Consider the following 19,860-nt stretch of genomic DNA (forward strand, 5'->3'; position numbering starts at 1 on the left):
GTGTACTCTGCAACATAGTGCACCTGGAACTGGTGGGTTGCGATCAGGTAGGCAAGGTAGGTACAGGCCCCGACCACACTCGCCGTTGCCAGCGCCACAAAGCGTTTCGCCCAGTCGCAGAGTCCGGTGCGGTCCGCCTTGCCGCAGAGCACAAAAAGCACATTGGCGATCACCGTCGCCGCCAGTGCAAACCCGAGAAGTGTATATCCTATTGGCATGGTGTATTTCCTTGCAGACGCCGATTTCAATCGGCGGCCACTGGGGGAGGTTAATCCGCCTTAACTTCCTCTTCGTACTTGCTGGGGCACTTCACGAGTAGCTTGCGCGCCTCGAAGTACTCGCCGTTCCAGCTTCCAATCGCCGTCACTTGCGTCGCCTGGTCAAAGTTGGCGGGCTTGGATTTCTTGAAGCGCACCGGCAACGTCTGGCCCGTTTTTTCTTCTTTAATGGTGAAGTTCAGAACCCCCGTGTAGGTAATGGGCTGCGAGCGATCCAGCGGCCCCATCACTTGAAAGACGCGGTCTTTGCCCGCTTTGGCTTCCTGGAACGAGACATAGGGCGTGAGATTGGTGACAAACTGACCCGCGCCGTAGGCGAGCGCCCCAAAGATCAGCACGATCGCCACTGTGGTTCCTGCTTTAAGTTTCATTGTTTGTTCTCCAGACGTGCCATGCGTTTCTCTAGCGAGCTTGCTTTCTTATCGAGCATCCAGACAAAGGCGAAGACACCTAACCAGATCACGACGGCCACGAGTAGTAGGAAGGCCATATTCATGCTAGTAGTCTACCTCCTCTAGCGCCAGACGTGCACGGTCAAGCTTCGTTGCAATACTTTGAATCCAGAACATTAACGCCAAAAGGGGGGGGAGAATTCCCAGATAGATCGCCATGCGGTAGCTGGGGCCAAACTGAGCGTTTTTGGGGTGGAGAGAGTCCATGTACTTGGGGATCACGTAGCCCAGCAGAGGGGTCATGACGGCCACAAAAATCCCAAAGACCGCGCTGATCGCCGCGCGCTTTTCGATGTCCTCGATACTGCCCCGCAGAACAAAGTAAGAACAGTAGATCAGCATCAGCATAAAGACACTCGTCTCACGCGGGTCCCAGTTCCAGAAGCTTCCCCACTGAATGTAAGCAAAGATCGAGCCCGTCGCGGTGGTCAGCACGCAAAAGAGCAGAGCGAGCGCGGCCCCCGACGCCGACTTGGCATCGTCGAGTAGCTCCCGTTTTTGGAGGTACTTCCAGCCGTGCCATGCCGACATCCAGGAAGCAATCACGGCCACATAGGCACAGGGCAGGTGCAGCGCGACTATCCGTGCGAGCTCCGGGTTAGCGAAGTTCTTTGCGGCGGGCAGCTTCAAAAAGACATAGGCCAGCCCCGCCAGCATCCAGAGCCCGATCCCAATTTTTAGCTCTTTTTTCATTTTGTTGTTTAGTCGTTCCAGATAAAGTCAAACAGCCAGAGCGAGAGAGTGATCGCCGCCGCCGTATAGATCGTAAGCATCGCAATATCCACGCCTGCCACCTGCCACACCGATTTTTGGATGCTCTCCATCCCGATTCCGAGCGCGGCCTTCGTGCCATTGAGTCCCACTTGAAACGCAGGAGCCAGGAGAGGAAAGGCCAGTGCGGCGAGCAAGCCGCCGCGTGCCGTGGTCTGTGCTACCAGAGCGGCCATCGTGGTGAAGATTGCGGCAATTGCAAGTGTTCCTATCCCTAGGACGCAAATCAAAACGCCCGCGTTCACTCCTCGGACTTGAAAGAGGGAGAAAAGTACGGGGGCGGTCAGGCTGTTGAGCAGGAGCATCAGGAGGGCATTGAAGGCGAACTTGCCCAGCCAGACATCATTGGGGCGGGCGTGTAGCCGTAGCGCCAGCGCTGTGCCACGCTCCGCCTCTTGCACAAACGCTCGCCCGAGGCCCGTCGCCGCGGTGAAAAGCGCCAGCACCCAGATCAGTGTGCCTGTCATCTCCGCACTGGGGAGCTTGGTGGACTGCCCCAGCCCGAGCCCCAGTAGCAGCAGTGCGCCCACCACAAAAAGCCCGACCCCAGAGAGCGCGACTCGTGTCCGCCACTCCGTTCGCACTTCCTTGAGAAAGACTGCGGCTACGCCCTGCATGATTGAGTTGTTTGTACCATTTTTCACAAGCGTTGTCTATATCGTACAATACGCACATGGACTTTCTGGCGGCAACACTGCGGCTCTGGGCTCCCCTGGGGCTGGCGGCGCTGGGGGGCGCACTCTCCGAGCGGGCCGGAGTGATCGCGCTGGGGCTGGAGGCAAAGCTCTTAGCGGGTGCCTACGCCGCCGTGAGCGTGGCCGTACTCTCTGGCAGTGCGTGGCTGGGGGCGCTGGCCGGAATGCTCGCGGGAGCGCTTGTCGGGCTTCTGCATGCAAGCCTAGTGCTCTTTGCTCGGGTTCCCGCTGTGCTCTCAGGCGTCGGGCTAAATTTAGGACTTCTTGGGCTGACGACATTTCTGCTCCGTGCTCACGGCGAGGCGGGGCTGAGCACGCAGGCACGGTTTCCCGCCGAAGTGGGGATTCCTCTTGTGATTGCACTGGCCGGGCTGACGGTGTTTGTGCTCTTAAAAACGCCGCTGGGGCTGCGTGTGCGGGCGTGTGGCGAGAAGCCCGAAGCCGTGCGCTCGGCGGGGCTAAACCCGGAGAAGATTCGCCTAGGGACGGTGAGCGCCGCCGGGGCGCTGACGGGGCTGGGCGGTGTCTTGCTGGCACTGATGGGGCTGGGGGAGTTCACGGAGAACATGACCTCCGGGCGCGGCTACATGGCGCTGGCGGCGGTGATTTTAGGACGCTGGAATCCTCTGGGCGCGGCGGGGGCGGCGCTGCTCTTTGCCGCAGGCGATGCTCTGGTGGGAACTCTACAGAACGCGGGGCTGGCCCGAACTCTGCCTCCAGATCTGCTCCAGCTCCTGCCCTATATCGCGGCCCTTCTGGCACTGGGGCTGGTAAAAGGCCAGAAAAAAGCCCCGGCAGCACTGGGCTAGGGGTAGTAAATATATGGTATAATTTGGCATGGTCGGCCATAGATGAAAGGAACTGTAAACAGTGAGGGGATTTTTATCTAGAGTCATGGTAGCAACACCGTTAATGTCCGTTTTGATAGGGTATGGCGGTCATGTATCTCCAATTTCTGGGATTAACCAATCAATTACAATAGATCAAGATCCAGATCCGAACTATATCGCAGCTTCTGATGCCATAGAAGGAGAATATATCGTTATTCTTGATGATAATAAAGTGGTTAGTAATATACTCACGACAGCAAGAATTGCGAAAAAGAAAAATAAAGGCTATGGATTTTGTCGTGTTGCGGGGCGGATGGTTCCTCATCGGAAGCCCTCTGTGAACCAACAACATGTCCCGATCCATAGCCATCCACGGGAGGCTTGTGATGAAAAGAGTAATCTTAACTAGTTTGCTTATTATAATTCTGTCATCTTCTTATGGATGTGGAAGTGGCGGTGAAGTCGTAAATCGAGGCAGTGACCGCCCGTATCAAAGAGATGAATCAGGAAGGCCATATATTATTGGTGATAGTGGCGAAAAAATATATCTTGACCCTGATACTTTACAGATAATTAAATGATAAATGAGGGTGGCTTCAGGCCACCCTCAGATTTTTATTTTATCAACAGTCACGTTGGCCCTTCTGGCACTGGGGCTGGTAAAGGGGCGGGGGCGCGCTCCGGCGGCGCTGAGTACAACATAGATTTTTCTCTATTGGCATAGAGTTTGCTAGGCACTTCTGCCAACATGCAATTTTTCCGCCGTCCTCCGCCCCGGGTCACCGTCGCCCAGCTTATGGTTTGGGCACAGTCCCAGATCGCTCTTGGAGTTCCGCGCCAGGCTATCTGCCGAGGCTGGCTTGATCAGGATCGTAGTGGCCTCACCCCGGAAGAGCAGGCGGTCTACGAACAGGCGGAGCGCCAGCTTTTTGGGGAGATGGTTGCTCGGAACCTGCGGGGCGCTGAGCTAGAAAAAGAGGGCTTGGTCTACGAGGCGATCCAGGAGTTTGAAGCGAACCTGGCGGATAAATTCCTGGGTGAGCATCCCTACAAGCGGCTCCAGGCGATCTATCTCGCGCGCGGCGACTACAACAGTGCCCTGCGTGTCTCACGGATCCATGTGGAGATTCTGGCGCGCTACCGTCGCCCTGAACCCTGCTGGGAGGACGATAGCGAGAAGGAGCTTGCGGTTGCGAAGTCCGTGCTGGCCCGCCTACGACTCGTCGATACTTAGGGTACCGTCGCTTAGGTAGATCCGCTCATCGGCTCCGGAGAGCATGCCCGCATCGTGGGTGACCACAATAACCGTCCCTTGCGTGCGCCACGCTGCCAGTGCCTCGATTACTTTATGCCCGTTGGCTTGGTCTAAAGCCGCCGTTGGCTCATCGGCAAAGAGAATCTCGGGCTCATTGATCAGCGCCCGTGCCACCGCGACACGCTGGCGCTCGCCGCCGGAGAGCTGGCTGGGGAGCTTGCCCGCCATCGTCGCCAGCCCTAAACTCTCCAGAAGCCCCAGGGCTTTTTTGCGCGCCGACGCATCGGGCCTTGGGGCCGCGACGACAATATTCTCCAGCGCCGTGAGATAGGTTAGCAAAAACGGCTGCTGAAAGACAAACCCAAAACGCGTCCGGCGCAGACGCATCAGCTCGGCGTCGGGCAGGTGAGAGAGCGTGGTTGCTCCGAGCCGTACCGCGCCTCCTGTGGGGCGCTTGAGCCCGGAGAGCAGATACATCAGGCTGGACTTGCCCGAGCCCGATGGCCCCATGATGCCGTAGAACTTCCCCGGCGATAGACTCAGGCTCACCTCGCGCAGAGCATAGGTGGTGCGGTCACCGTCACGGTACGCCAGCGCAAGTTTCTCACAAGACAGTACTTCCATAAGTATTAGTATTTTCTAGCGTCTCTCAATAATGGTTACGGGGTCGAGCTTCACCAGGCGATAAGCGATAGTTACCACGGAGAAAAGCGTGATACAGATCGGCACCGGGATCGTGTGGGCGTAGGCGTCCAAGTCGAAGGGGTCGAGGAAGAGCCCGCGTGATCGAAAGACGGATTCTCCTAAAAAGCGCATGAGTAGCGCGGTGGAAGTCGCGCCCGCAATCCAGCCCATCACATTGAGCAGCGCTGTCTCCGCCAGAACTCGCCCGATCAGGCTGGGCCGGGAGTACCCAATCGCCGCCAGTACCCCAAATTCCGAGAGGCGCTGGGTGAAGTAGATATTGGCGAGCATCCCACTCATCAGCGTAATGGCAAAGATCACCGCCGCCGTGACCACGCCCATGATCAGATACAGCGACTCCAGGCTCTCGCGCACCTCGGTGATGAGGTTCTCTTTGGAGAGGAGCTGGACCTCGTTGGGGGAGAGCTTTCCCTTGGACTTATCCGTTACCGGCATCATTGCCCGGTTGAGCGCATCGCGCTGGTTGACATCTTTCCAGGTGTAGAGTGTGCAGCGCGGATTGAGCAAGAAGTAGCTGGTGCAGAAGCTCCTACTGGTGAACCCGACCCAGACCGGGCCTTTTAGGATTCCGACAAGCTTCACCGGCACCGGAGCCGCCGTCGCCATTCCCCCCACCTCCGTAGGGCTCACCACGTTGTCGCCGAGCTTGAGTTTTTTATTTTCCACCATCGGCTCGGAGAGCACGGCTTCTGGCATGCCTTCGGCGGGTAAGCGCCCGGCGATGAGGGGGGTTCCCATGCGCTGCATCAGGTAGTCGCGGTCGTCTTCCGGCACGCCCAGTACCACAAACGGCAGACGGCCCATCACGGTCTTGATGTTGCACAGAAAAAATGCCCCCTCCATCGTCCGCTCGACCCGGGGATCACTCTGCACAACCAGGCGCTGCGCCTCAGGCACCTCGCGGAAGCGCTGCTGAGGAAGCACATAGGTGAAGTACTCCGTGTAGCGGTAGATCGTCCGCACGGTCAGATCAATCGCATTGGCAAGCACCGTCACACCCGCGATCAGAAAGACCGCGAGCACGATCACTAAGCCCATCGGCAGGGCGCGCGACGTGTTGCGGCGAAAGTAGACCAGTGGTGAGAGAGGGGAGTTACTCATGTTCGTGAAAAATAGTACAAAGTGATTGTACCCGATACAATAGAAAGTATGGAAACGGCTTCTTCTTCGGTGCTCTGCGGTGTGGATGTTCTGGTGCGCGAGAAGTTCTCCGCGCTGGGGCGTGGGCCGGTCGGGCTCATCACCAATCACACGGGGCTAACACGAGACGGTGTGGCGACGGCTGATGTGTTAGCGGAGTCTGCTATTGTTCCGCTCAAGGCGTTTTTTGGCCCTGAGCACGGTATTCGTGGCGCGGTGGACGAGAAAGTGCCCGATGGGAAAGATCCCAAGACGGGCTTGCCGGTTTATTCTCTCTACGGCGAGCGCTACGAGCCCACGGCGGAGCAGCTTGCCGGGATCGAGACACTGGTCTACGATATTCAGGATGTTGGCTGCCGCTTCTACACATTTCTCTCGACTCTCGGGCACTGCCTCACGGCGGCGGCCAAGCAAGGGAAGCGCTTTGTGGTGCTGGATCGGCCCAACCCCATTGGTGGTGTTGCGATGGAGGGCCCGATTGCTGATAAAGATAAGCTCGCTTTTGTGGCATACCACCCGATTCCCGTGCGCCACGGGATGACCATGGGGGAGCTGGCAAAGCTGATTGTTACCGAGAAGGGGCTGAAGCTGGATCTTACCGTGATCCCCTGCGAGGGCTGGAAGCGCGGCGACTACTGGGATGTCACGGGCCTGACCTGGACCAATCCCTCACCCAATATGCGCTCGCTCACCCAAGCCACGCTCTATCCCGGTGTCGGGCTGATCGAGTTTACCAATATCTCGGTGGGGCGCGGCACCGACACGCCCTTTGAGTGGATCGGGGCTCCGTACCTCGATCCCCGCCGCCTCGCCGCTTCGCTCAACGAGACGAACCTGCCGGGCATTCGCTTTATCCCTGTGCACTTTACGCCCCGGGCCAGCAAGTTTGTTGGGGAGCGCTGCGGCGGTGTGAGCTTCTTGGTGACGGATCGCCAGAAGCTCACTCCAGTGCGCATCGGAGTCGATCTCGCCCTCACTCTGCGAAAACTCTACCCGAAAGAGTGGCAAGCCGAGCGAATGATGACACTGCTGGTCAACCGGCAGGCAATGGACGGTATCCTCGCGGGCGACGACTACGCGACACTTTCCCGGCGCTGGAGCGCGGGGCTGCGTGCGTTTGCAAATCGCCGTAAACCGCACTTGCTCTACCCTTAAAAAATAATTTCGTGATTTTATAAGATTCGGGGTTCCCCACCCGTTATAGGGGTGAAGCGGGAGATACACTCCTGCAAATCAAGAGGAAACCAAAACCATGTTTACGACGTTCACGAAAATAGCGATCTGCATCGCCGCTCTGACGAGCCTGACCTGCCCGAGCTTTGCTCAGGAGAAGCCCACCGCGCCCACCGCTTCCAAGGCCGCACCCATGATGCCCAAAAAGAAGACCAGTGCGAAGAAGGCCGATGCCATTAAGCCGGTCGAGGGGCCGGTTGCGCTGAACAAGGCGAGTGCCAAGGAGCTGGAGAGCCTCCCTGGGGTCGGCCCCGCCATTGCGGAGCGCATTGTCACGTACCGCACCAAGCAGGGCAAGTTCACCGAGCTTTCACAGCTCCTGGAAGTGAAGGGGATCGGGGAGAAGAAGCTGGCGCAGCTTCGGCCCCGCCTCACTTTGGACTAGGGGGCTAGTCTTTACGACCGACGGTAGCGGGTAGTTTGGTGGGCACGAGATCATCGCGATGCGCAAGTGTCGTGCCCAGCCAGACTCCCAAAAGTAGTACCACGAGTCCGCCAATTGCAACCAGTGTCACCATAAGCCAGCGGGGAAGTGGGTGACGGGAGGCGTTTTTCCTGGGCACAGCAGTGGGCGTAACTTCCGGCACGGCGAGTCTTTGGGCCTGTTGCTGGTTGGTGAGGAGGCGCAGATGACGTGCCTGGATCGCTTTGTCACGCTTCTCCGCAAGGGCTGCGTTCTGGGGCTTGAGCTCCGCCGCGACACTGTAGCAGTGTAGCGCCTCATCGTGCTTTTCCTGTGCGGCAAAAAGATCGCCCAGCAGGCTGTGGGAATCGGCTGAGGTGGGGCACAGCTCCAGAGCACTCTGACAGATAGTCTGGGCCTCCGCCAAATTTCCCCGCACCCGCGCCAGGTTTGCCCGTGAGAGCAGTGCGCTAATCTCTTCGTCCATGGCCGCTATTGTACGCCCGTGTGCCCGAAGCCGCCCACACCGCGCTCGGTCTGCTCCAAGCTCTCCACCTCCTGCCAGACGACCCGCGCCACCGGAGCGACAACGAGCTGGGCGATCCGGTCTCCACGGTTCACCGTAAAAGGCTCCTGCCCTAGATTGATCAGCAAAACCATGATCTCTCCGCGATAGTCCGCGTCTATGGTGCCCGGGGAGTTCACCATCGAGATGCCCGCTTTACGTGCCAGCCCTGAGCGAGGCCGCACCTGTGCTTCGTAGCCGGGAGGCAGTGCAATCGCAATCGCAGTGGGTACTGCCTGCCGCTCCCCAGGAGCCAGGGTCTGTGGCGCGATGAGCGCCGCACGCAGATCCATCCCGGCTGCCTGATCGGTTTCATAGGCCGGGAGGGGGAGGTCATCATTGCCCGGCAAGCGCCGGAGAGAAACAGGTACTAACATGAGGAATCTATCTTACCCGGCGGAGGGGGTAGAATAAGTGCAATGCCATTTGGACAGATTTTTGCAACCCCTGATTTGTTGATTGTCGGAACTCTTGTGCTCCTAGAGGGCCTGCTTTCCGCTGACAATGCCCTTGTGCTTGCCTTGCTAGTGCGCCATCTTTCCGATAAAGAGCAGCAAAAAGCGCTCTCACTCGGGCTGGTCATGGCCTTTGCACTGCGGGGCGTAGGAATTCTCCTAGCGGGCTTTCTGATCAAGCTTTGGTGGCTCTGTGGCCTCGGGGCGGCCTACTTGATCTTTCTGGCTGTCAAGCACTTCATGAGTAAGTCCCACGATGAGGATGATGAAGATGCCCTTGCGGCGGGCAAGAAACAGCTCTCTTTTGGACGAACGGTAGCACTGGTGGGCTTCACAGATGTGGTCTTTGCTGTGGACTCCATTCTGGTGGCAGTGTCTTTGGTCAATAAGCCTGAGAAGCTCTGGATTGTCTATCTAGGGGGACTTCTGGGTATGGTCTTACTTCGCATTGGGGCTGCGACATTTCTGCGGCTGCTACGTAAGTACCCGGCACTGGATAGCACGGCTTATGGTCTCGTTGCCTGGGCGGGAGTCAAGCTTGGGTTTTCATCACGGCATCTCTACGGGGAGACGAATCATGTTCACTACGGGGAGATGCCTAATCTTGTGTTCTGGACAGGCTTTGCGCTGATTATCGGTGCCGGGGCTTGGTGGGCAGTGCGCAGTGCACGCTCGCACGTCCCCACGCCCGGTGAGGAAATAACCGATGAGGCGATGAAGAAGATGAAAATCGTGATCGAGGAGAGCAATCTCTGATGCAATTTGGAGTGTGCGTCGGGCGAAGTAAGGCTGCATCTGTTGCGGCGGGAGGGTGGGACTACATTGAGCTGGGAGTCGCCGGTGAGCTGATCCCGGAGTCCGAAGATACGACGGCGTGGGCGGAGAAAAAAGCCACACTTCTGGCGCTCCCTCTGCCTTGTAAAACGTTTAATCTCTTCGTGCCAGGCAAGCTAAAAATCACAGGGCCCGAAGTTAATCAATTAGCACTGACACACTATGCCCACAGAGCGCTTTCTCGCGCTGCCGAGGTGGGCGGGGAAGTGATTGTCTTTGGGAGTGGCGGCGCACGGCAGCTCCCTCAGAGTGGCTGGAGCGCGGAGCAGGCGCATGCGCAGCTCGTGTGGTTCTTAAATCAGTGCGCTGATGCCCACGAGCAAACCGGCGTTGTGGTTGCTATCGAGCCGCTGAATCGCCATGAGTGCAATCTGCTGCACACCGTGGCCGAGGGCGCGGCGCTGGCGCGGGAAGTCGGCAGACCCGGCGTGCGAAATCTCGCGGACACCTACCACATGGAGCGCAACGGCGACGAATCCCTGGCCGATATTCTGGCGAGTGCTGATTGCCTTGCCCATGTTCACACGGCGGATACCGGACGGAAAGCTCCGGGGACGGGTGTTTACGACCACGCCGCTCTGTTCACGGCGCTTCAAGAAGCGGGCTACGATGCCCGTGTCTCAATTGAGTGCAACTTTACTGACGGCGATTTTGAGACCGAACTAGCCCTGGCGCTTGCGCACCTAAAGCGAGCCTACCGGAGTGCCCAGAGCGCCGGGTGATGTCCCCTGGATGAGGCGCGGAGCATTTCCCGTGTGTTTCTCATAGGCTTCCGCCACGCTCTCCGCCACCGCCGCTTCCCTCTCCGTGGGGCAGAGGATACAGACCGTCCCCCCCGAGCCACCCCCTGTGATCTTTGCTCCCACCACCCCGCTCTGATCCATCGCCAGCTCGACCAGTAAGTCTGTCTCCTTGGTTCCCAGACCGCAGCGGCTGTAGCTGGCGTGTGCGGCGAGCATTTGCTTGCCCGCGAGGGCGAAGTCGCCCGCGTCGAGCGCCGCCAGAAACATCGCCACGCGCTGGTTCTCAAAGATCGGGTGCTCGGTGGCGGCAAGGAGGGAGTAGTGCTGCCCTGGGTCTACCTTGGTGACCGTGTCCCAGGTAGGGCCGTGCTGCTCCAGAAACGCCGCACCCGAAAGCGTCTCAGGCAGAGTGATTCCGAGCGCTTTGTAGCTCTCAGGGGTGAGATTACACAGGTAATCTGTGGGCTGTAGCCCCAGCAGCTTTGCGCCCATGAAGGCGGCGCACCGCACGCCCGTGTAGCCCATGCCTCCCACACTGTGTTTGACGCAGGAGTCTATTCCAAAGACACTCCAGCCTATCGGAATTTGGGTGTAGCCCTCGATGGTATGGGGTTGGCAGCGCAAGAGCAGCAGCTTGCCTGCTTCGCCGCACGCGCTGGTCACCTGATCCATGACCCCGCACGGCGCTCCGACCCACTCGTTCTCCACCCGTTGGCACAGGCGCGCAAGTGTCAGGCCATCCAGCGCGATCTCAAAGGCCGCCGCCACCGCCCGCATGGTCGCCACTTCAATGGCCGCCGACGACGACACGCCCGCCCCGAGAGGAACTTCGGAGGTCAGCAAGAGGCGCACCCCAGCCTCAGCTGCGAGCAGGCCCTCTGATTTGAGCAGTGCCACACAGCCCGCCAGATAAACGGCCCAGCGTTCCGTCTCTTTCTCACCACCTGCGGCCACGCTCACCGTGCGCCCAATATTGAGCGAGCGAATGGTCAGCTTGCCCGACGGATCCACTTGCGCCCCGCAGAGCGCCGCTTGCCCGATGGGCATTTCCGCGACTAGCGAGCCGGAGTAGTCCGCGATTCCGCCCATCACATCGAGGCGACCGGGAGCGCGTGCGACAAAAATAGGGGATTCTTTGGTAAAGAAGCCTCCGTGGTCAGGGAACTCAAACTTCACGGAAGTAGCTATTGGTTTCTTTTTCGTAGCGGTAGACGCGTAGCTCCCCATTGCCGATCTCAACACCGGGAACCACATCATCAGAGAGGTTTTCGAGCTTCTTGACCAGCGCACGCAGCGAGTTGCCATGCGCGGCAATCAGAATGGTCTGCCCAGCGGCTAGCTCTGGCTCGATGGCTTCCTCGAAGTAGGGTAGCACCCGCTCGGTGGTGTCTTGAAGACTCTCGCCGCCCGGGGGGCGATCCGCGAAGCCACGGCGCACCGCCTGGATCGCTGCCTCGCCGTACTTCGCCTTCATCTGGTCTTTGTTGCGCCCTTGCCAGAGCCCGTAGAAGCGCTCATTGAGCTGCCAGTCCTCAACGATGGGGATGCCCGCGATCCCTGCGCCCTCCATCACGAGCTGGAGAGTCTGCTGGGCGCGCACCAGGCTCGATGTGTAGCCCTTGTCCACGGAGTACTTGCCCGCCATCGCTTCCCCGACTTCCTTCGCGTGGGTCTTGCCCGTCTCCGAGAGTTCGACATCTACCCAGCCGGTAAACAGATTAAGGCTATTCCAGACAGACTGAGTGTGGCGGATCAGTAGCAGTCGTCCTTTACCATCGCTATGCATTTCTTTGAGTCCTTCACAAACAAAAACAGCGACCAGCCCACCGGGGCAATCCTTCGCTGTTTTGCTTTTTCGTTTGAATCTGCTGAGCATTGTACGGTGCAAATCACCTTTTTAGCAAAGTTTGACGATGTGCTGAAGCGGTGGTATACTCTCTCTCGCTCTGGTCGGTTGGCTCAGTGGTAGAGCACCGCCTTCACACGGCGGGGGTCACTGGTTCGAATCCAGTACCGACCATTCTTCTTCCTCGCTCTCGATTTGAGAGAAGTCCCATTCCTCGCGCGCGCAACCCTCCCAAACTTCGAGCTCTTTTTGGCGTAGCTCGTCGTCGTGGGGCTCGGGCACACGAAACAGACACTCCGGGATAATCTCGCCGTCAATCCGTGCCTGCCGGTACAGACAAACAAGCGGAACCCAGTCTCCTGAGGGCAAGTGAATCGCCTCGCGCCGCTGCCGATCTACAATCCAGTCTTCGAGAATCAACATGATAAATTAAAGTTTGATTTCTGTTTGCTCATGATACCATACATATCATGTTGCAAGGAAAAAAAGCACTGGTGACGGGTGCGGGACGGGGCGTGGGCGTTGCGATTGCGCGTCTGCTCGCCGCTGAGGGGGCAAGTGTCGCGGTGGCCTATCGCGCCTCGAAAGCAAGCGCGGAGAGCTTGGCAAGTGAGATCGGGGGCGTGGCGCTGCAGGCGGATCTCACGGACACGGCGCAGGCGGAGCGCTTAGTTGCGGAAGCCTACGAAAAGCTGGGAGGGCTGGATATTCTGGTGAACAATGCCGCAGGTTTTGGGCCACTGAAGCCGCTGGCAACGTTCACCTGGGATGAGATCAACGCGGAGTGGGAAGCCGTCGTGAAGCCCGTTATCGCCGTGACCCGCGCCGCGTTGCCGCACTTTCAGGCGCAGAAATCCGGCAAGATCGTGAATCTCTCTGCCACCCTCTTGCAACGTCCCGCGCCGGGGCAGGGGGCGCATGCAATGGCGAAGGCCGCCGTGCTCGCCTACACCCGCTCGCTCGCAAGGGAAATCGGCCCCGACGGGATCACCGTGAACGCCGTCTCGCCCGGTATGGCGCTCACCGAGTTTTCCGAGAGTCTTCCCGAGTCACTCAAAGCCGCCGTCGCCGAGCGCACCCCGCTGCGCCGCCTCGCCACGCCCGAAGATGTCGCCCGCGCCGTGCTCTTTTTCTGCTCGCCGCTCTCGGACTTCATCACGGGGGCAAACTTAGCCCCCGATGGTGGCTTGGCGGTGCTTTAGTCGGGCTCAGGTAACGTATCAGTTTGGAGGAAGTTTGCCTGTGGAGGATTCCCCTGCACAATTGCCTCCAGGACATCAAGTTGTTCTGGAGAATAATCTGCCATAAGGGCGGACTTTATCGCCAGAAATTTTTCCTCTCCCATACGCCTCAGCAGTTCGCCTGCTAGACTATTGCGGATTTCTCTCTTGCGGATGGGAGGTAACACTTCGGCAAAGCGCTCCTGAGCGTTTAAACTCACTCGGATCAGCGCGAGCGAATCCATCAAAAGCAAAGTTCGCCAGAGAGGTTTTCCTTCCTGCGGTTTTGCACTGTAAAGGAGAACATGAAGCAAAGACTCCCGAAGTTTTGGCTGAGAATACAGGAGTGCGTGCTGTGTGGCACTCTGTCGCAGAGAGAAAGCCAGTAATTTTTGATGCTCATGGTCGCTCAGTAATGCTTCTAGGACTCCCTGTTTTGCCCGGACAAAAGCCGCCAAATCCAGATCCACAGAACGACGCACCTGATCTTCGTCCTGTGGTTTCCATTGATTGCGCCATAGGCCAAACCCAAGGAGAGTAAAGGCATCCTCTGGCGTCGCAATATGTCGTGGACGAAGAATAAAGCGTGGGTTCTCGGCAAGTTGTTCCCACTGTCCGTACTCCGTATGCATTTTTGGGCTTAGTACACCACTTTGTTGAGGGGGTACTCGACAATGCCACTGGCTCCGGCGCGCTTGAGGCGTGGGATCAGATCACGGGCCTGATGCTCCTCGATAATAATCTCGATAGCAAAACCCTCATCGCCCCAGAGCGGGCTGACGGTGGGTTTCTTGAGCGCGGGAAGCTGCGCGATCACGGCCTCGAAGTCCTCTTTGGCGACATTGAGCTTAAGCCCGACAAGCCCCCCGGCATTTAGCGCACCCGTGAGAAGCATCGCCAAGCTCTCGATCTTGGCACGCTTCTGGGGATCTGCCCAGGACGCTTTGTTGGCCACAAAACGGGTGGTCGAGATAAGAAGCGGGTCACCGACGATGCGCAATTTATGCGCCTTGATGCTGGAGCCTGTCTCCGTGTTCACCACAATGGCATCCACGAGCTGCGGCACCTTCATCTCATCGGCACCCCAGCTAAACTCCACGTGCGCCGCGACGCCATTGGCTGCCAGCCAGTTTTTGGTCAGCCGAACATACTCCGTGGCTAGGCGCTTGCCCTCCAGGTCTTTTACCGACTGGATCTCGGAGTCGGCGGCAACTGCGAGAACCACACGGATTGGGTTGCGTGTGGCCTTGGAGTACGCCAGCTCACAGACCTCGACCACATCCACCCCATTGTCCTCAATCCAGTCGCGGCCTGTCAGACCCGCATCAATCACGCCATCCTCTAAGTAGCGCGGGATTTCCTGGGGGCGCATCAGAATCGCCTCGATTTCGGTGTCGTCCACGCTGGGATGGTACGAGCGAGAATCCACGCGCACGCTCCAACCGGCCTGCGCGAAGAGTTTAAAAGTGGCATCCTGGAGGCTGCCTTTAGGCAAGCCAAGCTTCAATTTCATAATCGTCGCTCAGTATATCGCGCCCCAAAAATATATTTTTTAAGTTCTGTCACATTTGTGCCACCGGCCACGTCTAACCAAATAAGGAAAGCAATGAAGAGTGCTGTGCATGTAGACGAGAACTTAACAGCTCTTCCCCGGCTCCTCCCTGAAGGGCGGATCGAGGAGGAACCGCTTCCGTCTGCGTTTCATGAGCGCTTCCCCGTTTTGTTGATTGGGCAGCGGACACAGGGGACAATCTGGCCGGATCACTCCGAGAACGCAGCGGCGCTGGAGTGTTACCGCGAAGGCTACAAAGCTTTTCATGAGGACCAGGATGCTGTCGCGGCGATGCGGGCCTACGAGCAGGCGCTGGAGCACGATCCACTCTACTTTCGGGTTTGGGTGGAGCTGGCAGTGGTTTGCTTGATAGACAATACGGCGGTGAGCATTGAGAAAGCGGAGGGAATCTTCGCAAGGCTTTGCTCTATTGAACCTGATGGGGAGTGGCTGACCCGTGAGGTCGCGAGTATCTTGCGCCAGAATTTGGGCTACACCCGGATCGTGCGCTACCAGCGGACCGGGGATAGAACCTATCTTGAGCTGGCGGACACGGAGTATAAGCTAGCCAACGCGCTAGCGGAGCAGGAGCGGCTGGAACTGCTCTGCTCCTGGGCGTATGTAAAACTGGAGCGGGGAGAAAAAGAGAGCGCGGAGCGTCTGTGGGAGCGTGCCGTCAAAGCGGCACCCTCTCCCGCCACTCTCGCGGAGTTTGTGGGTAAATTTGCTTCACTTGCGGTACTATGGAAGCAGGATTCGAGAGTAAGATCATGAAAAAATTAATGCTTTTAAGCGTCGCAGCATTGTTGCTGACCTCAGTCGTTGTTCCCGCGCATGCACAGGTTGGCGTTCCGCCGCCTCCGCCCACTAAGGGCGGTTCGTAGTTTACAGAGATCTCTGAAGAAGGAGGCCTAAGACAATGAATGCACAGGCGCTGAACGCACTACAGGGACTTAAAGCATGGCACGACCAAGCTGCCCCTCAACCTACCCAAGCCACTGTTTCTGCCGCACCGAAGCGACAGACCAATAAAGAGCTGCTTGCCGTTATTCGCGAGAGCACCAACTCCAAGCGGGAGCGTGATGTTGCCGCGGAGATGCTGCGACGGCAGGTTAAGTCACTGTGTGCGGCGACACTCGCGCGACAGGCGCGCACCCTCATGGCCAATGAGCTGGAGGATCTCACCCAGGAAGTGGTGATCCGCCTGCTTCAGAGTCCTGCGAGCACGGAGCCAACATCGGCCTACATCGCTCGGATCGCGACCAATCTGCTCATTGACCGACAGCGCCATCTCGTGCGCCGCGGTCAGGACAAGCAGGCATTCTCCCTCGACGATACCGAAGATGGTGAGACCCGCGACCTGCCCGACCTAGAGACCCGTGTTGAGGAGAGCGTCCTGGCGCGCATTCAGCAGCGGGCGATCCGTGAGGCACTGCTCACTCTGCTCAAGCCCAATGAGGCTCTTGTCGTGCTGCGCCGCGCCGAGGGCGCTAGCCACGATGAGATCGCTGAGGAGCTAGGCACCAACGCCGCCTGTGTCCGAAAGCAGGCCGAGCGTGGTCTCAAGCGCCTGCGCGAGCATGCCGAAGCGGGCCGTTTCGCTTTCGCTTAGTCTGTATGGACGCACTCAAAGGCATTGGCCTCTTACTCAAAACACCGCGCCTCTGGCCGCTCGCCCTGGTACCAGGGCTAATCGCCTCCGCGCTCTACTTGATCCTGGGGTGGATCACTTGGCAGCATTACGGCGCCGGGCTGGAAGAAGGGGCGAGAGTTGTCGCCTTTCTTTTCTATTTGGTGCTCTTCCCCTTTGCGTTCTATCTGCTGGGCAGTAGTTTCTTGGGCGTGGTCTTCGATCCGCTGAGTCGGGAGACGGAGCGCTTGCTGGGGGGGCAGGTGCCGATCTGCCCCCTCAAGCCACTCCCGCTCTTTGGCGACACGTGCAAGCGGCTCTTGCTCAATGGAAGTATCTGTGTACTCGCTTTCGCACTTGGGCCGATTCTGGGCTCGGTGGCGGGCGTGTGCGGTGCGGGGCTGATCAGCCTTCTGGACTACACGTCGCCCGCGTTCCTGCGGCGCGGCACGACTCTGGGCCCCCAGGCCCGCTTGCTGCTCCAGAAACCCGATATCTACACACTCAGCTTTGCCGTCGTTGCCGGACTCCTCTCGCTTGTCCCGTTTTTGGGTCTCTTCTTCGCCCCTGGGTTGATCGTCGGTGGGACACTTCTGGCCCGCCGTCGGCTACAATAGCGTTTGTGATTGTTTTTGGAATTGAAACAAGCTGCGATGAAACAAGCGCAGCCGTAGTGGTAGATGGACGGACGCTGCTTTCTAATGTAGTGGCCTCGCAGATGGAGGAGCACGCGCGCTACGGAGGCGTGGTGCCCGAGCTGGCGAGCCGCCGCCATGTGGAGCAACTGATTCCTGTCTTTCGGCAGGCGCTTGCGGAAGCGAACTGTACATGGACCGACATAGATGCCATCGCGGTGACCAATCGCCCCGGGCTTCTGGGAGCGCTTCTCGTGGGGACCTCGGCGGCTAAGGCACTCGGGATGGCGCTGAAAAAGCCCGTGGTTCCCGTGCACCATATCGAGGCGCATCTCTACGCGAACTGGCTCACGCACGAAACCGTTGACTATCCTTCCGTTGCCCTAGTTGTTAGCGGCGGGCACACGGATTTATTTCATCTGCGCGGCCACGGTGACTATGTTTTATTAGGCCGCACGCGCGACGATGCCGCAGGCGAAGCTTTTGATAAGTGCGCCCGGCTGATGGGCCTGGGCTATCCGGGCGGCCCAGCGGTGCAAAAAGCCGCTGAGGGAGGGAACCCCAAAGCGATGACGTTCCCGCGTGCGCTACTGCCAGGAACCCATGAGTTTAGCTTCTCGGGCCTCAAGACCTCGGTGCGCTACGCCTTGCAGGGCGAGAACTTACCCCCGATTGCCGATATTGCTGCGAGCTTTCAAGAAGCGGTCGTAGATGTGCTGAGCAAGAAGACGATCGCGGCGGCAAACGAACTGGGAGTGGAGCGCGTTTTACTCGCGGGAGGCGTCTCCGCGAACACCCGCCTGCGCCAGATCATGCAGGAGCGCTGCGACAAAGCGGGGCTTGCGCTTTTCTATCCGCCCGTAGCGCTGTGCACCGACAACGCCGCCATGATCGCCTGCGCGGGCTACTGGTATCTGCAAAACGGACGCGCCGCTACGCTGGACTTCGAGACACGCGCCTCTGAGCCGCTGGCAGGAGTACAATAAGCTATGCTAACACGGCTGAAGGTGCGTGGTTTCAAAAATCTTGTGGATGTGGATGTACGCTTCGGGGCGTTTACTTGCATCGCAGGAGCAAACGGAGTTGGCAAGTCCAATCTCTTCGATGCCATACGATTCTTGAGTGCTCTGGCGAGCGACACCTTGCTTGGGGCTGCTAAGTCGGTACGAGACAATCGGCGGCCTGATGCACGTTCCCTTTTTCATAGGTTCGGAAATCAGTACGCACAAACGATGTATTTTCAGGCAGAAATGATTGTCCCTAGAGAAGGAGATGACGATTTGGGACAACGTGCTATTGCCAGTATGACTTTTCTGCGCTACACCCTAGAGCTGGTGTATCGTGAAGTAGATAGCAGTCTTGAGGTGAAATACGAGTCTTTAGTTCATATCAATAAAAGCGATGCCAGAGTGCACTTGCCCTTTAATCCCTCAAAAAGCTGGCGTGATTCGGTGATTAATGGTCGCCGAACGGATCCTTTAATCTCAACACTTGAGAACGCAAATGGTGAGATTGAGATTCGTCTTCATCAGGATCGTGGAGGCATTGGTGGCGGTCGTCCGACGCCCCGCCCGGCGCGGACACTGCCCCGGACTCTGATTCATCTGGCAAACGCAGCGGAGTACAGAACGGCGGTTCTTGCTAGAAATGAGATGTCTTCTTGGTCACTGTTGCAATTAGAACCTACCGCATTGCGTGAAGTGGATGAGATCAATACGCCTGGGCATTTGACGCCAAGTGGTGAGCATCTCGCGGCGACGCTCTATCGGCTTGCACAGAGCCATCAGACGCCTGAGGGAGAGCGTGACGAGGCTTCGGTCTATGACCGTATTGCTCTGCGGTTGAGCGAGCTTGTGCGCGAGATTCGTGAGGTGGGGATCGAACGTGATGAGAAGCGAGATATTCTTACGCTCTGGGCAGCGGGTGCGGATGGTACACAGCACTCGGCGCGTGCACTCTCCGATGGAACTCTACGTTTTTTAGCCCTAGCTGTCTTGGAGGCTGATCCTGAGTTTCATGGTGTACTTTGCTTAGAAGAGCCGGAAAATGGCATCCATCCTGAAAGAATTGAGGCTATGCTGAATTTGCTACGTGCTATTGCTGTGGATACAAACTGTCCCATAGATAGTAATAATCCCTTGAGGCAGGTTATTATTAATACCCACTCTCCCACGGTAGTTGGACTGGTTCCAAGCGATAGCCTTTTAGCTGCCGAGCTGATCTCAAGCCAGAAAGAAGGGCAGCGCTATCAGCATCTAAGTCTCTCTTGTATTGAGGGAAGCTGGCGAGCAAGTGCCGAACCAAAGATGCCTAGTATTAGCAAGGGTAAGTTAATGCGCTTTCTGCGACCTCTAGAACAAGCCTACTTAGAGCCCGATGCCGTTGGGCAGCTTGCTTGGAGCCCCACTTCAGAATGATGCCTCGTTATACACTTCTGACCGAGGGCTCAACGGATGCGGCACTTCTGCCCATTTTGGATTGGACAATTCAGCGGCACACCAATCAGGTTTTCTTGGGAGAGTTTGCCTATCATCGGGGGCAGGGCTTGGTGGAGAAAATTCGCAATGCACTGGAAGATGCTCCTTGTGACTTACTTTTTATTCATCGTGACTCTGACC

27 protein-coding genes, 1 tRNA gene and 1 pseudogene are annotated in these 19,860 nt (G+C 58.0%); 15 read left to right on the forward strand and 14 right to left on the reverse strand.

Annotated elements, in window-relative coordinates; genetic code table 11:
- The 5 genes from ACH2EH_RS02715 to ACH2EH_RS02735 all read right to left on the reverse strand — a co-directional run.
- A partial coding sequence (locus ACH2EH_RS02715) for a hypothetical protein (RefSeq protein WP_395138693.1) occupies positions 1-218 on the reverse strand: 218 nt, incomplete at its 3' end.
- A 50-nt stretch (positions 219-268) separates the two neighbouring features.
- Positions 269-649, reverse strand: a complete 381-nt coding sequence (locus ACH2EH_RS02720; RefSeq protein WP_395138695.1) for a cytochrome c maturation protein CcmE — start codon at positions 647-649, stop codon at positions 269-271.
- Positions 646-774 carry a CcmD family protein gene (locus ACH2EH_RS02725; RefSeq protein ID WP_309692544.1) on the reverse strand — a complete coding sequence of 43 codons (129 nt, stop codon included), beginning with the start codon at positions 772-774 and terminating at the stop codon, positions 646-648. The genes ACH2EH_RS02720 and ACH2EH_RS02725 overlap by 4 nt, the downstream gene beginning before the upstream one ends.
- Position 775: 1 nt before the next feature.
- Positions 776-1,423 (reverse strand): cytochrome c biogenesis protein CcsA, encoded by a 648-nt coding sequence (ccsA, locus tag ACH2EH_RS02730; protein ID WP_395138699.1) that lies wholly within the window; start codon positions 1,421-1,423, stop codon positions 776-778.
- A gap of 8 nt (positions 1,424-1,431) precedes the next feature.
- The gene (locus ACH2EH_RS02735; protein WP_395138702.1) at positions 1,432-2,118 is read right to left on the reverse strand and encodes a heme exporter protein CcmB; all 687 of its coding nucleotides are present in this window, start codon (positions 2,116-2,118) and stop codon (positions 1,432-1,434) included.
- A 56-nt stretch (positions 2,119-2,174) separates the two neighbouring features.
- Here ACH2EH_RS02735 and ACH2EH_RS02740 point away from each other — a divergent pair, with 56 nt between their 5' ends.
- The 3 genes from ACH2EH_RS02740 to ACH2EH_RS02750 all read left to right on the forward strand — a co-directional run bounded on the left by ACH2EH_RS02740 (position 2,175) and on the right by ACH2EH_RS02750 (position 4,260).
- On the forward strand, positions 2,175-3,005 hold the full coding sequence (locus tag ACH2EH_RS02740; protein WP_395138704.1) for an ABC transporter permease: 831 nt from the start codon (positions 2,175-2,177) through the stop codon (positions 3,003-3,005).
- Between the two features lie 85 nt (positions 3,006-3,090).
- Complete coding sequence (locus ACH2EH_RS02745) at positions 3,091-3,435, forward strand: hypothetical protein (RefSeq protein ID WP_395138706.1); 345 nt, start codon at positions 3,091-3,093, stop codon at positions 3,433-3,435.
- A 339-nt stretch (positions 3,436-3,774) separates the two neighbouring features.
- Positions 3,775-4,260 (forward strand): hypothetical protein, encoded by a 486-nt coding sequence (locus ACH2EH_RS02750; protein ID WP_395138708.1) that lies wholly within the window; start codon positions 3,775-3,777, stop codon positions 4,258-4,260.
- On the opposite strand, the gene ACH2EH_RS02755 is transcribed toward ACH2EH_RS02750, so the two are convergent.
- Entirely contained in the window at positions 4,240-4,905 is a 666-nt protein-coding gene (locus tag ACH2EH_RS02755; protein ID WP_395138709.1) for an ABC transporter ATP-binding protein, read from the reverse strand. The two genes, ACH2EH_RS02750 and ACH2EH_RS02755, sit on opposite strands and share 21 nt — an antisense overlap.
- A gap of 15 nt (positions 4,906-4,920) precedes the next feature.
- Positions 4,921-6,087: an ABC transporter permease gene (locus ACH2EH_RS02760; protein WP_395138711.1), complete on the reverse strand. Its 1,167-nt coding sequence runs from the start codon at positions 6,085-6,087 to the stop codon at positions 4,921-4,923.
- Positions 6,088-6,135: 48 nt separating this feature from the next.
- On the opposite strand from ACH2EH_RS02760, the gene ACH2EH_RS02765 reads away from it, so the two are divergent.
- On the forward strand, positions 6,136-7,281 hold the full coding sequence (locus ACH2EH_RS02765) for an exo-beta-N-acetylmuramidase NamZ domain-containing protein (protein WP_395138713.1): 1,146 nt from the start codon (positions 6,136-6,138) through the stop codon (positions 7,279-7,281).
- Positions 7,282-7,378: 97 nt separating this feature from the next.
- Positions 7,379-7,744, forward strand: a complete 366-nt coding sequence (locus ACH2EH_RS02770) for a ComEA family DNA-binding protein (protein WP_395138715.1) — start codon at positions 7,379-7,381, stop codon at positions 7,742-7,744.
- Between the two features lie 4 nt (positions 7,745-7,748).
- On the opposite strand, the gene ACH2EH_RS02775 is transcribed toward ACH2EH_RS02770, so the two are convergent.
- Entirely contained in the window at positions 7,749-8,249 is a 501-nt protein-coding gene (locus ACH2EH_RS02775) for a tetratricopeptide repeat protein (RefSeq protein WP_395138719.1), read from the reverse strand.
- A gap of 5 nt (positions 8,250-8,254) precedes the next feature.
- The gene (gene dut, locus ACH2EH_RS02780; RefSeq protein ID WP_395138721.1) at positions 8,255-8,704 is read right to left on the reverse strand and encodes a dUTP diphosphatase; all 450 of its coding nucleotides are present in this window, start codon (positions 8,702-8,704) and stop codon (positions 8,255-8,257) included.
- A gap of 42 nt (positions 8,705-8,746) precedes the next feature.
- Here dut and ACH2EH_RS02785 point away from each other — a divergent pair, with 42 nt between their 5' ends.
- Positions 8,747-9,538 (forward strand): tellurium resistance protein TerC, encoded by a 792-nt coding sequence (locus ACH2EH_RS02785; RefSeq protein WP_395138723.1) that lies wholly within the window; start codon positions 8,747-8,749, stop codon positions 9,536-9,538.
- Positions 9,538-10,338 carry a sugar phosphate isomerase/epimerase family protein gene (locus ACH2EH_RS02790; protein ID WP_395138724.1) on the forward strand — a complete coding sequence of 267 codons (801 nt, stop codon included), beginning with the start codon at positions 9,538-9,540 and terminating at the stop codon, positions 10,336-10,338. Before ACH2EH_RS02785 ends, ACH2EH_RS02790 begins: the two co-directional genes overlap by 1 nt.
- Here the strand turns inward: ACH2EH_RS02790 and ACH2EH_RS02795 are convergent.
- Both ACH2EH_RS02795 and ACH2EH_RS02800 read right to left on the reverse strand, forming a co-directional pair.
- Entirely contained in the window at positions 10,300-11,535 is a 1,236-nt protein-coding gene (locus ACH2EH_RS02795; protein WP_395138727.1) for a galactokinase, read from the reverse strand. The two genes, ACH2EH_RS02790 and ACH2EH_RS02795, sit on opposite strands and share 39 nt — an antisense overlap.
- Positions 11,525-12,145, reverse strand: a complete 621-nt coding sequence (locus ACH2EH_RS02800; RefSeq protein WP_395138729.1) for a 2,3-diphosphoglycerate-dependent phosphoglycerate mutase — start codon at positions 12,143-12,145, stop codon at positions 11,525-11,527. The genes ACH2EH_RS02795 and ACH2EH_RS02800 overlap by 11 nt, the downstream gene beginning before the upstream one ends.
- A gap of 162 nt (positions 12,146-12,307) precedes the next feature.
- Between ACH2EH_RS02800 and ACH2EH_RS02805 the strand changes: the two genes are divergently transcribed.
- Positions 12,308-12,379: transfer RNA gene (locus ACH2EH_RS02805), tRNA-Val, on the forward strand.
- On the opposite strand, the gene ACH2EH_RS02810 is transcribed toward ACH2EH_RS02805, so the two are convergent.
- Positions 12,353-12,628, reverse strand: a complete 276-nt coding sequence (locus ACH2EH_RS02810) for a hypothetical protein (RefSeq protein ID WP_395138731.1) — start codon at positions 12,626-12,628, stop codon at positions 12,353-12,355. The genes ACH2EH_RS02805 and ACH2EH_RS02810 overlap by 27 nt on opposite strands.
- A gap of 47 nt (positions 12,629-12,675) precedes the next feature.
- Between ACH2EH_RS02810 and ACH2EH_RS02815 the strand changes: the two genes are divergently transcribed.
- Complete coding sequence (locus ACH2EH_RS02815; protein WP_395138733.1) at positions 12,676-13,407, forward strand: SDR family NAD(P)-dependent oxidoreductase; 732 nt, start codon at positions 12,676-12,678, stop codon at positions 13,405-13,407.
- On the opposite strand, the gene ACH2EH_RS02820 is transcribed toward ACH2EH_RS02815, so the two are convergent.
- Positions 13,404-14,057, reverse strand: a complete 654-nt coding sequence (locus tag ACH2EH_RS02820; RefSeq protein WP_395138735.1) for a hypothetical protein — start codon at positions 14,055-14,057, stop codon at positions 13,404-13,406. The two genes, ACH2EH_RS02815 and ACH2EH_RS02820, sit on opposite strands and share 4 nt — an antisense overlap.
- An 8-nt stretch (positions 14,058-14,065) precedes the next feature.
- Positions 14,066-14,938: an ATP phosphoribosyltransferase gene (hisG, locus tag ACH2EH_RS02825; RefSeq protein WP_395138738.1), complete on the reverse strand. Its 873-nt coding sequence runs from the start codon at positions 14,936-14,938 to the stop codon at positions 14,066-14,068.
- Between the two features lie 93 nt (positions 14,939-15,031).
- Here hisG and ACH2EH_RS02830 point away from each other — a divergent pair, with 93 nt between their 5' ends.
- From ACH2EH_RS02830 to ACH2EH_RS02855, 6 genes and pseudogenes are all read left to right on the forward strand, one after another.
- Entirely contained in the window at positions 15,032-15,751 is a 720-nt protein-coding gene (locus ACH2EH_RS02830; RefSeq protein ID WP_395138740.1) for a hypothetical protein, read from the forward strand.
- Positions 15,752-15,896: 145 nt separating this feature from the next.
- Complete coding sequence (locus ACH2EH_RS02835; protein WP_395138742.1) at positions 15,897-16,589, forward strand: RNA polymerase sigma factor; 693 nt, start codon at positions 15,897-15,899, stop codon at positions 16,587-16,589.
- A gap of 5 nt (positions 16,590-16,594) precedes the next feature.
- On the forward strand, positions 16,595-17,224 hold the full coding sequence (locus ACH2EH_RS02840; RefSeq protein WP_395138744.1) for an EI24 domain-containing protein: 630 nt from the start codon (positions 16,595-16,597) through the stop codon (positions 17,222-17,224).
- Positions 17,225-17,229: 5 nt separating this feature from the next.
- The gene (tsaD, locus tag ACH2EH_RS02845; protein WP_395138746.1) at positions 17,230-18,228 is read left to right on the forward strand and encodes a tRNA (adenosine(37)-N6)-threonylcarbamoyltransferase complex transferase subunit TsaD; all 999 of its coding nucleotides are present in this window, start codon (positions 17,230-17,232) and stop codon (positions 18,226-18,228) included.
- 3 nt (positions 18,229-18,231) lie between these two features.
- Positions 18,232-19,659, forward strand: coding sequence for an AAA family ATPase (locus tag ACH2EH_RS02850; RefSeq protein WP_395138749.1), 1,428 nt, complete (start codon positions 18,232-18,234; stop codon positions 19,657-19,659).
- Positions 19,656-19,860 (forward strand): annotated as a pseudogene (locus tag ACH2EH_RS02855) (hypothetical protein); the annotation flags it as partial. The gene ACH2EH_RS02850 and the pseudogene ACH2EH_RS02855, both read left to right, overlap by 4 nt.

This window comes from Armatimonas sp. (genome assembly GCF_043760365.1).
Taxonomy (GTDB): domain Bacteria; phylum Armatimonadota; class Armatimonadia; order Armatimonadales; family Armatimonadaceae; genus Armatimonas.

What these genes read in the sequence shown, in the direction of transcription:
- ACH2EH_RS02810 (WP_395138731.1), bottom strand. Translation starts at nt 12,628, where the DNA reads ATGTTGATTCTCGAAGACTGGATTGTAGATCGGCAGCGGCGCGAGGCG.
- ACH2EH_RS02785 (WP_395138723.1), top strand. Translation starts at nt 8,747, where the DNA reads ATGCCATTTGGACAGATTTTTGCAACCCCTGATTTGTTGATTGTCGGA.
- ACH2EH_RS02765 (WP_395138713.1), top strand. Translation starts at nt 6,136, where the DNA reads ATGGAAACGGCTTCTTCTTCGGTGCTCTGCGGTGTGGATGTTCTGGTG.
- ACH2EH_RS02835 (WP_395138742.1), top strand. Translation starts at nt 15,897, where the DNA reads ATGAATGCACAGGCGCTGAACGCACTACAGGGACTTAAAGCATGGCAC.
- ACH2EH_RS02850 (WP_395138749.1), top strand. Translation starts at nt 18,232, where the DNA reads ATGCTAACACGGCTGAAGGTGCGTGGTTTCAAAAATCTTGTGGATGTG.
- dut (WP_395138721.1), bottom strand. Translation starts at nt 8,704, where the DNA reads ATGTTAGTACCTGTTTCTCTCCGGCGCTTGCCGGGCAATGATGACCTC.
- ACH2EH_RS02735 (WP_395138702.1), bottom strand. Translation starts at nt 2,118, where the DNA reads ATGCAGGGCGTAGCCGCAGTCTTTCTCAAGGAAGTGCGAACGGAGTGG.
- ACH2EH_RS02815 (WP_395138733.1), top strand. Translation starts at nt 12,676, where the DNA reads ATGTTGCAAGGAAAAAAAGCACTGGTGACGGGTGCGGGACGGGGCGTG.
- ACH2EH_RS02840 (WP_395138744.1), top strand. Translation starts at nt 16,595, where the DNA reads ATGGACGCACTCAAAGGCATTGGCCTCTTACTCAAAACACCGCGCCTC.
- ACH2EH_RS02745 (WP_395138706.1), top strand. Translation starts at nt 3,091, where the DNA reads ATGGTAGCAACACCGTTAATGTCCGTTTTGATAGGGTATGGCGGTCAT.
- hisG (WP_395138738.1), bottom strand. Translation starts at nt 14,938, where the DNA reads ATGAAATTGAAGCTTGGCTTGCCTAAAGGCAGCCTCCAGGATGCCACT.
- ACH2EH_RS02740 (WP_395138704.1), top strand. Translation starts at nt 2,175, where the DNA reads ATGGACTTTCTGGCGGCAACACTGCGGCTCTGGGCTCCCCTGGGGCTG.
- ACH2EH_RS02800 (WP_395138729.1), bottom strand. Translation starts at nt 12,145, where the DNA reads ATGCATAGCGATGGTAAAGGACGACTGCTACTGATCCGCCACACTCAG.
- ACH2EH_RS02725 (WP_309692544.1), bottom strand. Translation starts at nt 774, where the DNA reads ATGAATATGGCCTTCCTACTACTCGTGGCCGTCGTGATCTGGTTAGGT.
- ACH2EH_RS02720 (WP_395138695.1), bottom strand. Translation starts at nt 649, where the DNA reads ATGAAACTTAAAGCAGGAACCACAGTGGCGATCGTGCTGATCTTTGGG.
- ACH2EH_RS02830 (WP_395138740.1), top strand. Translation starts at nt 15,032, where the DNA reads ATGAAGAGTGCTGTGCATGTAGACGAGAACTTAACAGCTCTTCCCCGG.
- ACH2EH_RS02760 (WP_395138711.1), bottom strand. Translation starts at nt 6,087, where the DNA reads ATGAGTAACTCCCCTCTCTCACCACTGGTCTACTTTCGCCGCAACACG.
- ACH2EH_RS02820 (WP_395138735.1), bottom strand. Translation starts at nt 14,057, where the DNA reads ATGCATACGGAGTACGGACAGTGGGAACAACTTGCCGAGAACCCACGC.
- ccsA (WP_395138699.1), bottom strand. Translation starts at nt 1,423, where the DNA reads ATGAAAAAAGAGCTAAAAATTGGGATCGGGCTCTGGATGCTGGCGGGG.
- ACH2EH_RS02770 (WP_395138715.1), top strand. Translation starts at nt 7,379, where the DNA reads ATGTTTACGACGTTCACGAAAATAGCGATCTGCATCGCCGCTCTGACG.
- ACH2EH_RS02775 (WP_395138719.1), bottom strand. Translation starts at nt 8,249, where the DNA reads ATGGACGAAGAGATTAGCGCACTGCTCTCACGGGCAAACCTGGCGCGG.
- ACH2EH_RS02755 (WP_395138709.1), bottom strand. Translation starts at nt 4,905, where the DNA reads ATGGAAGTACTGTCTTGTGAGAAACTTGCGCTGGCGTACCGTGACGGT.
- ACH2EH_RS02750 (WP_395138708.1), top strand. Translation starts at nt 3,775, where the DNA reads ATGCAATTTTTCCGCCGTCCTCCGCCCCGGGTCACCGTCGCCCAGCTT.
- ACH2EH_RS02790 (WP_395138724.1), top strand. Translation starts at nt 9,538, where the DNA reads ATGCAATTTGGAGTGTGCGTCGGGCGAAGTAAGGCTGCATCTGTTGCG.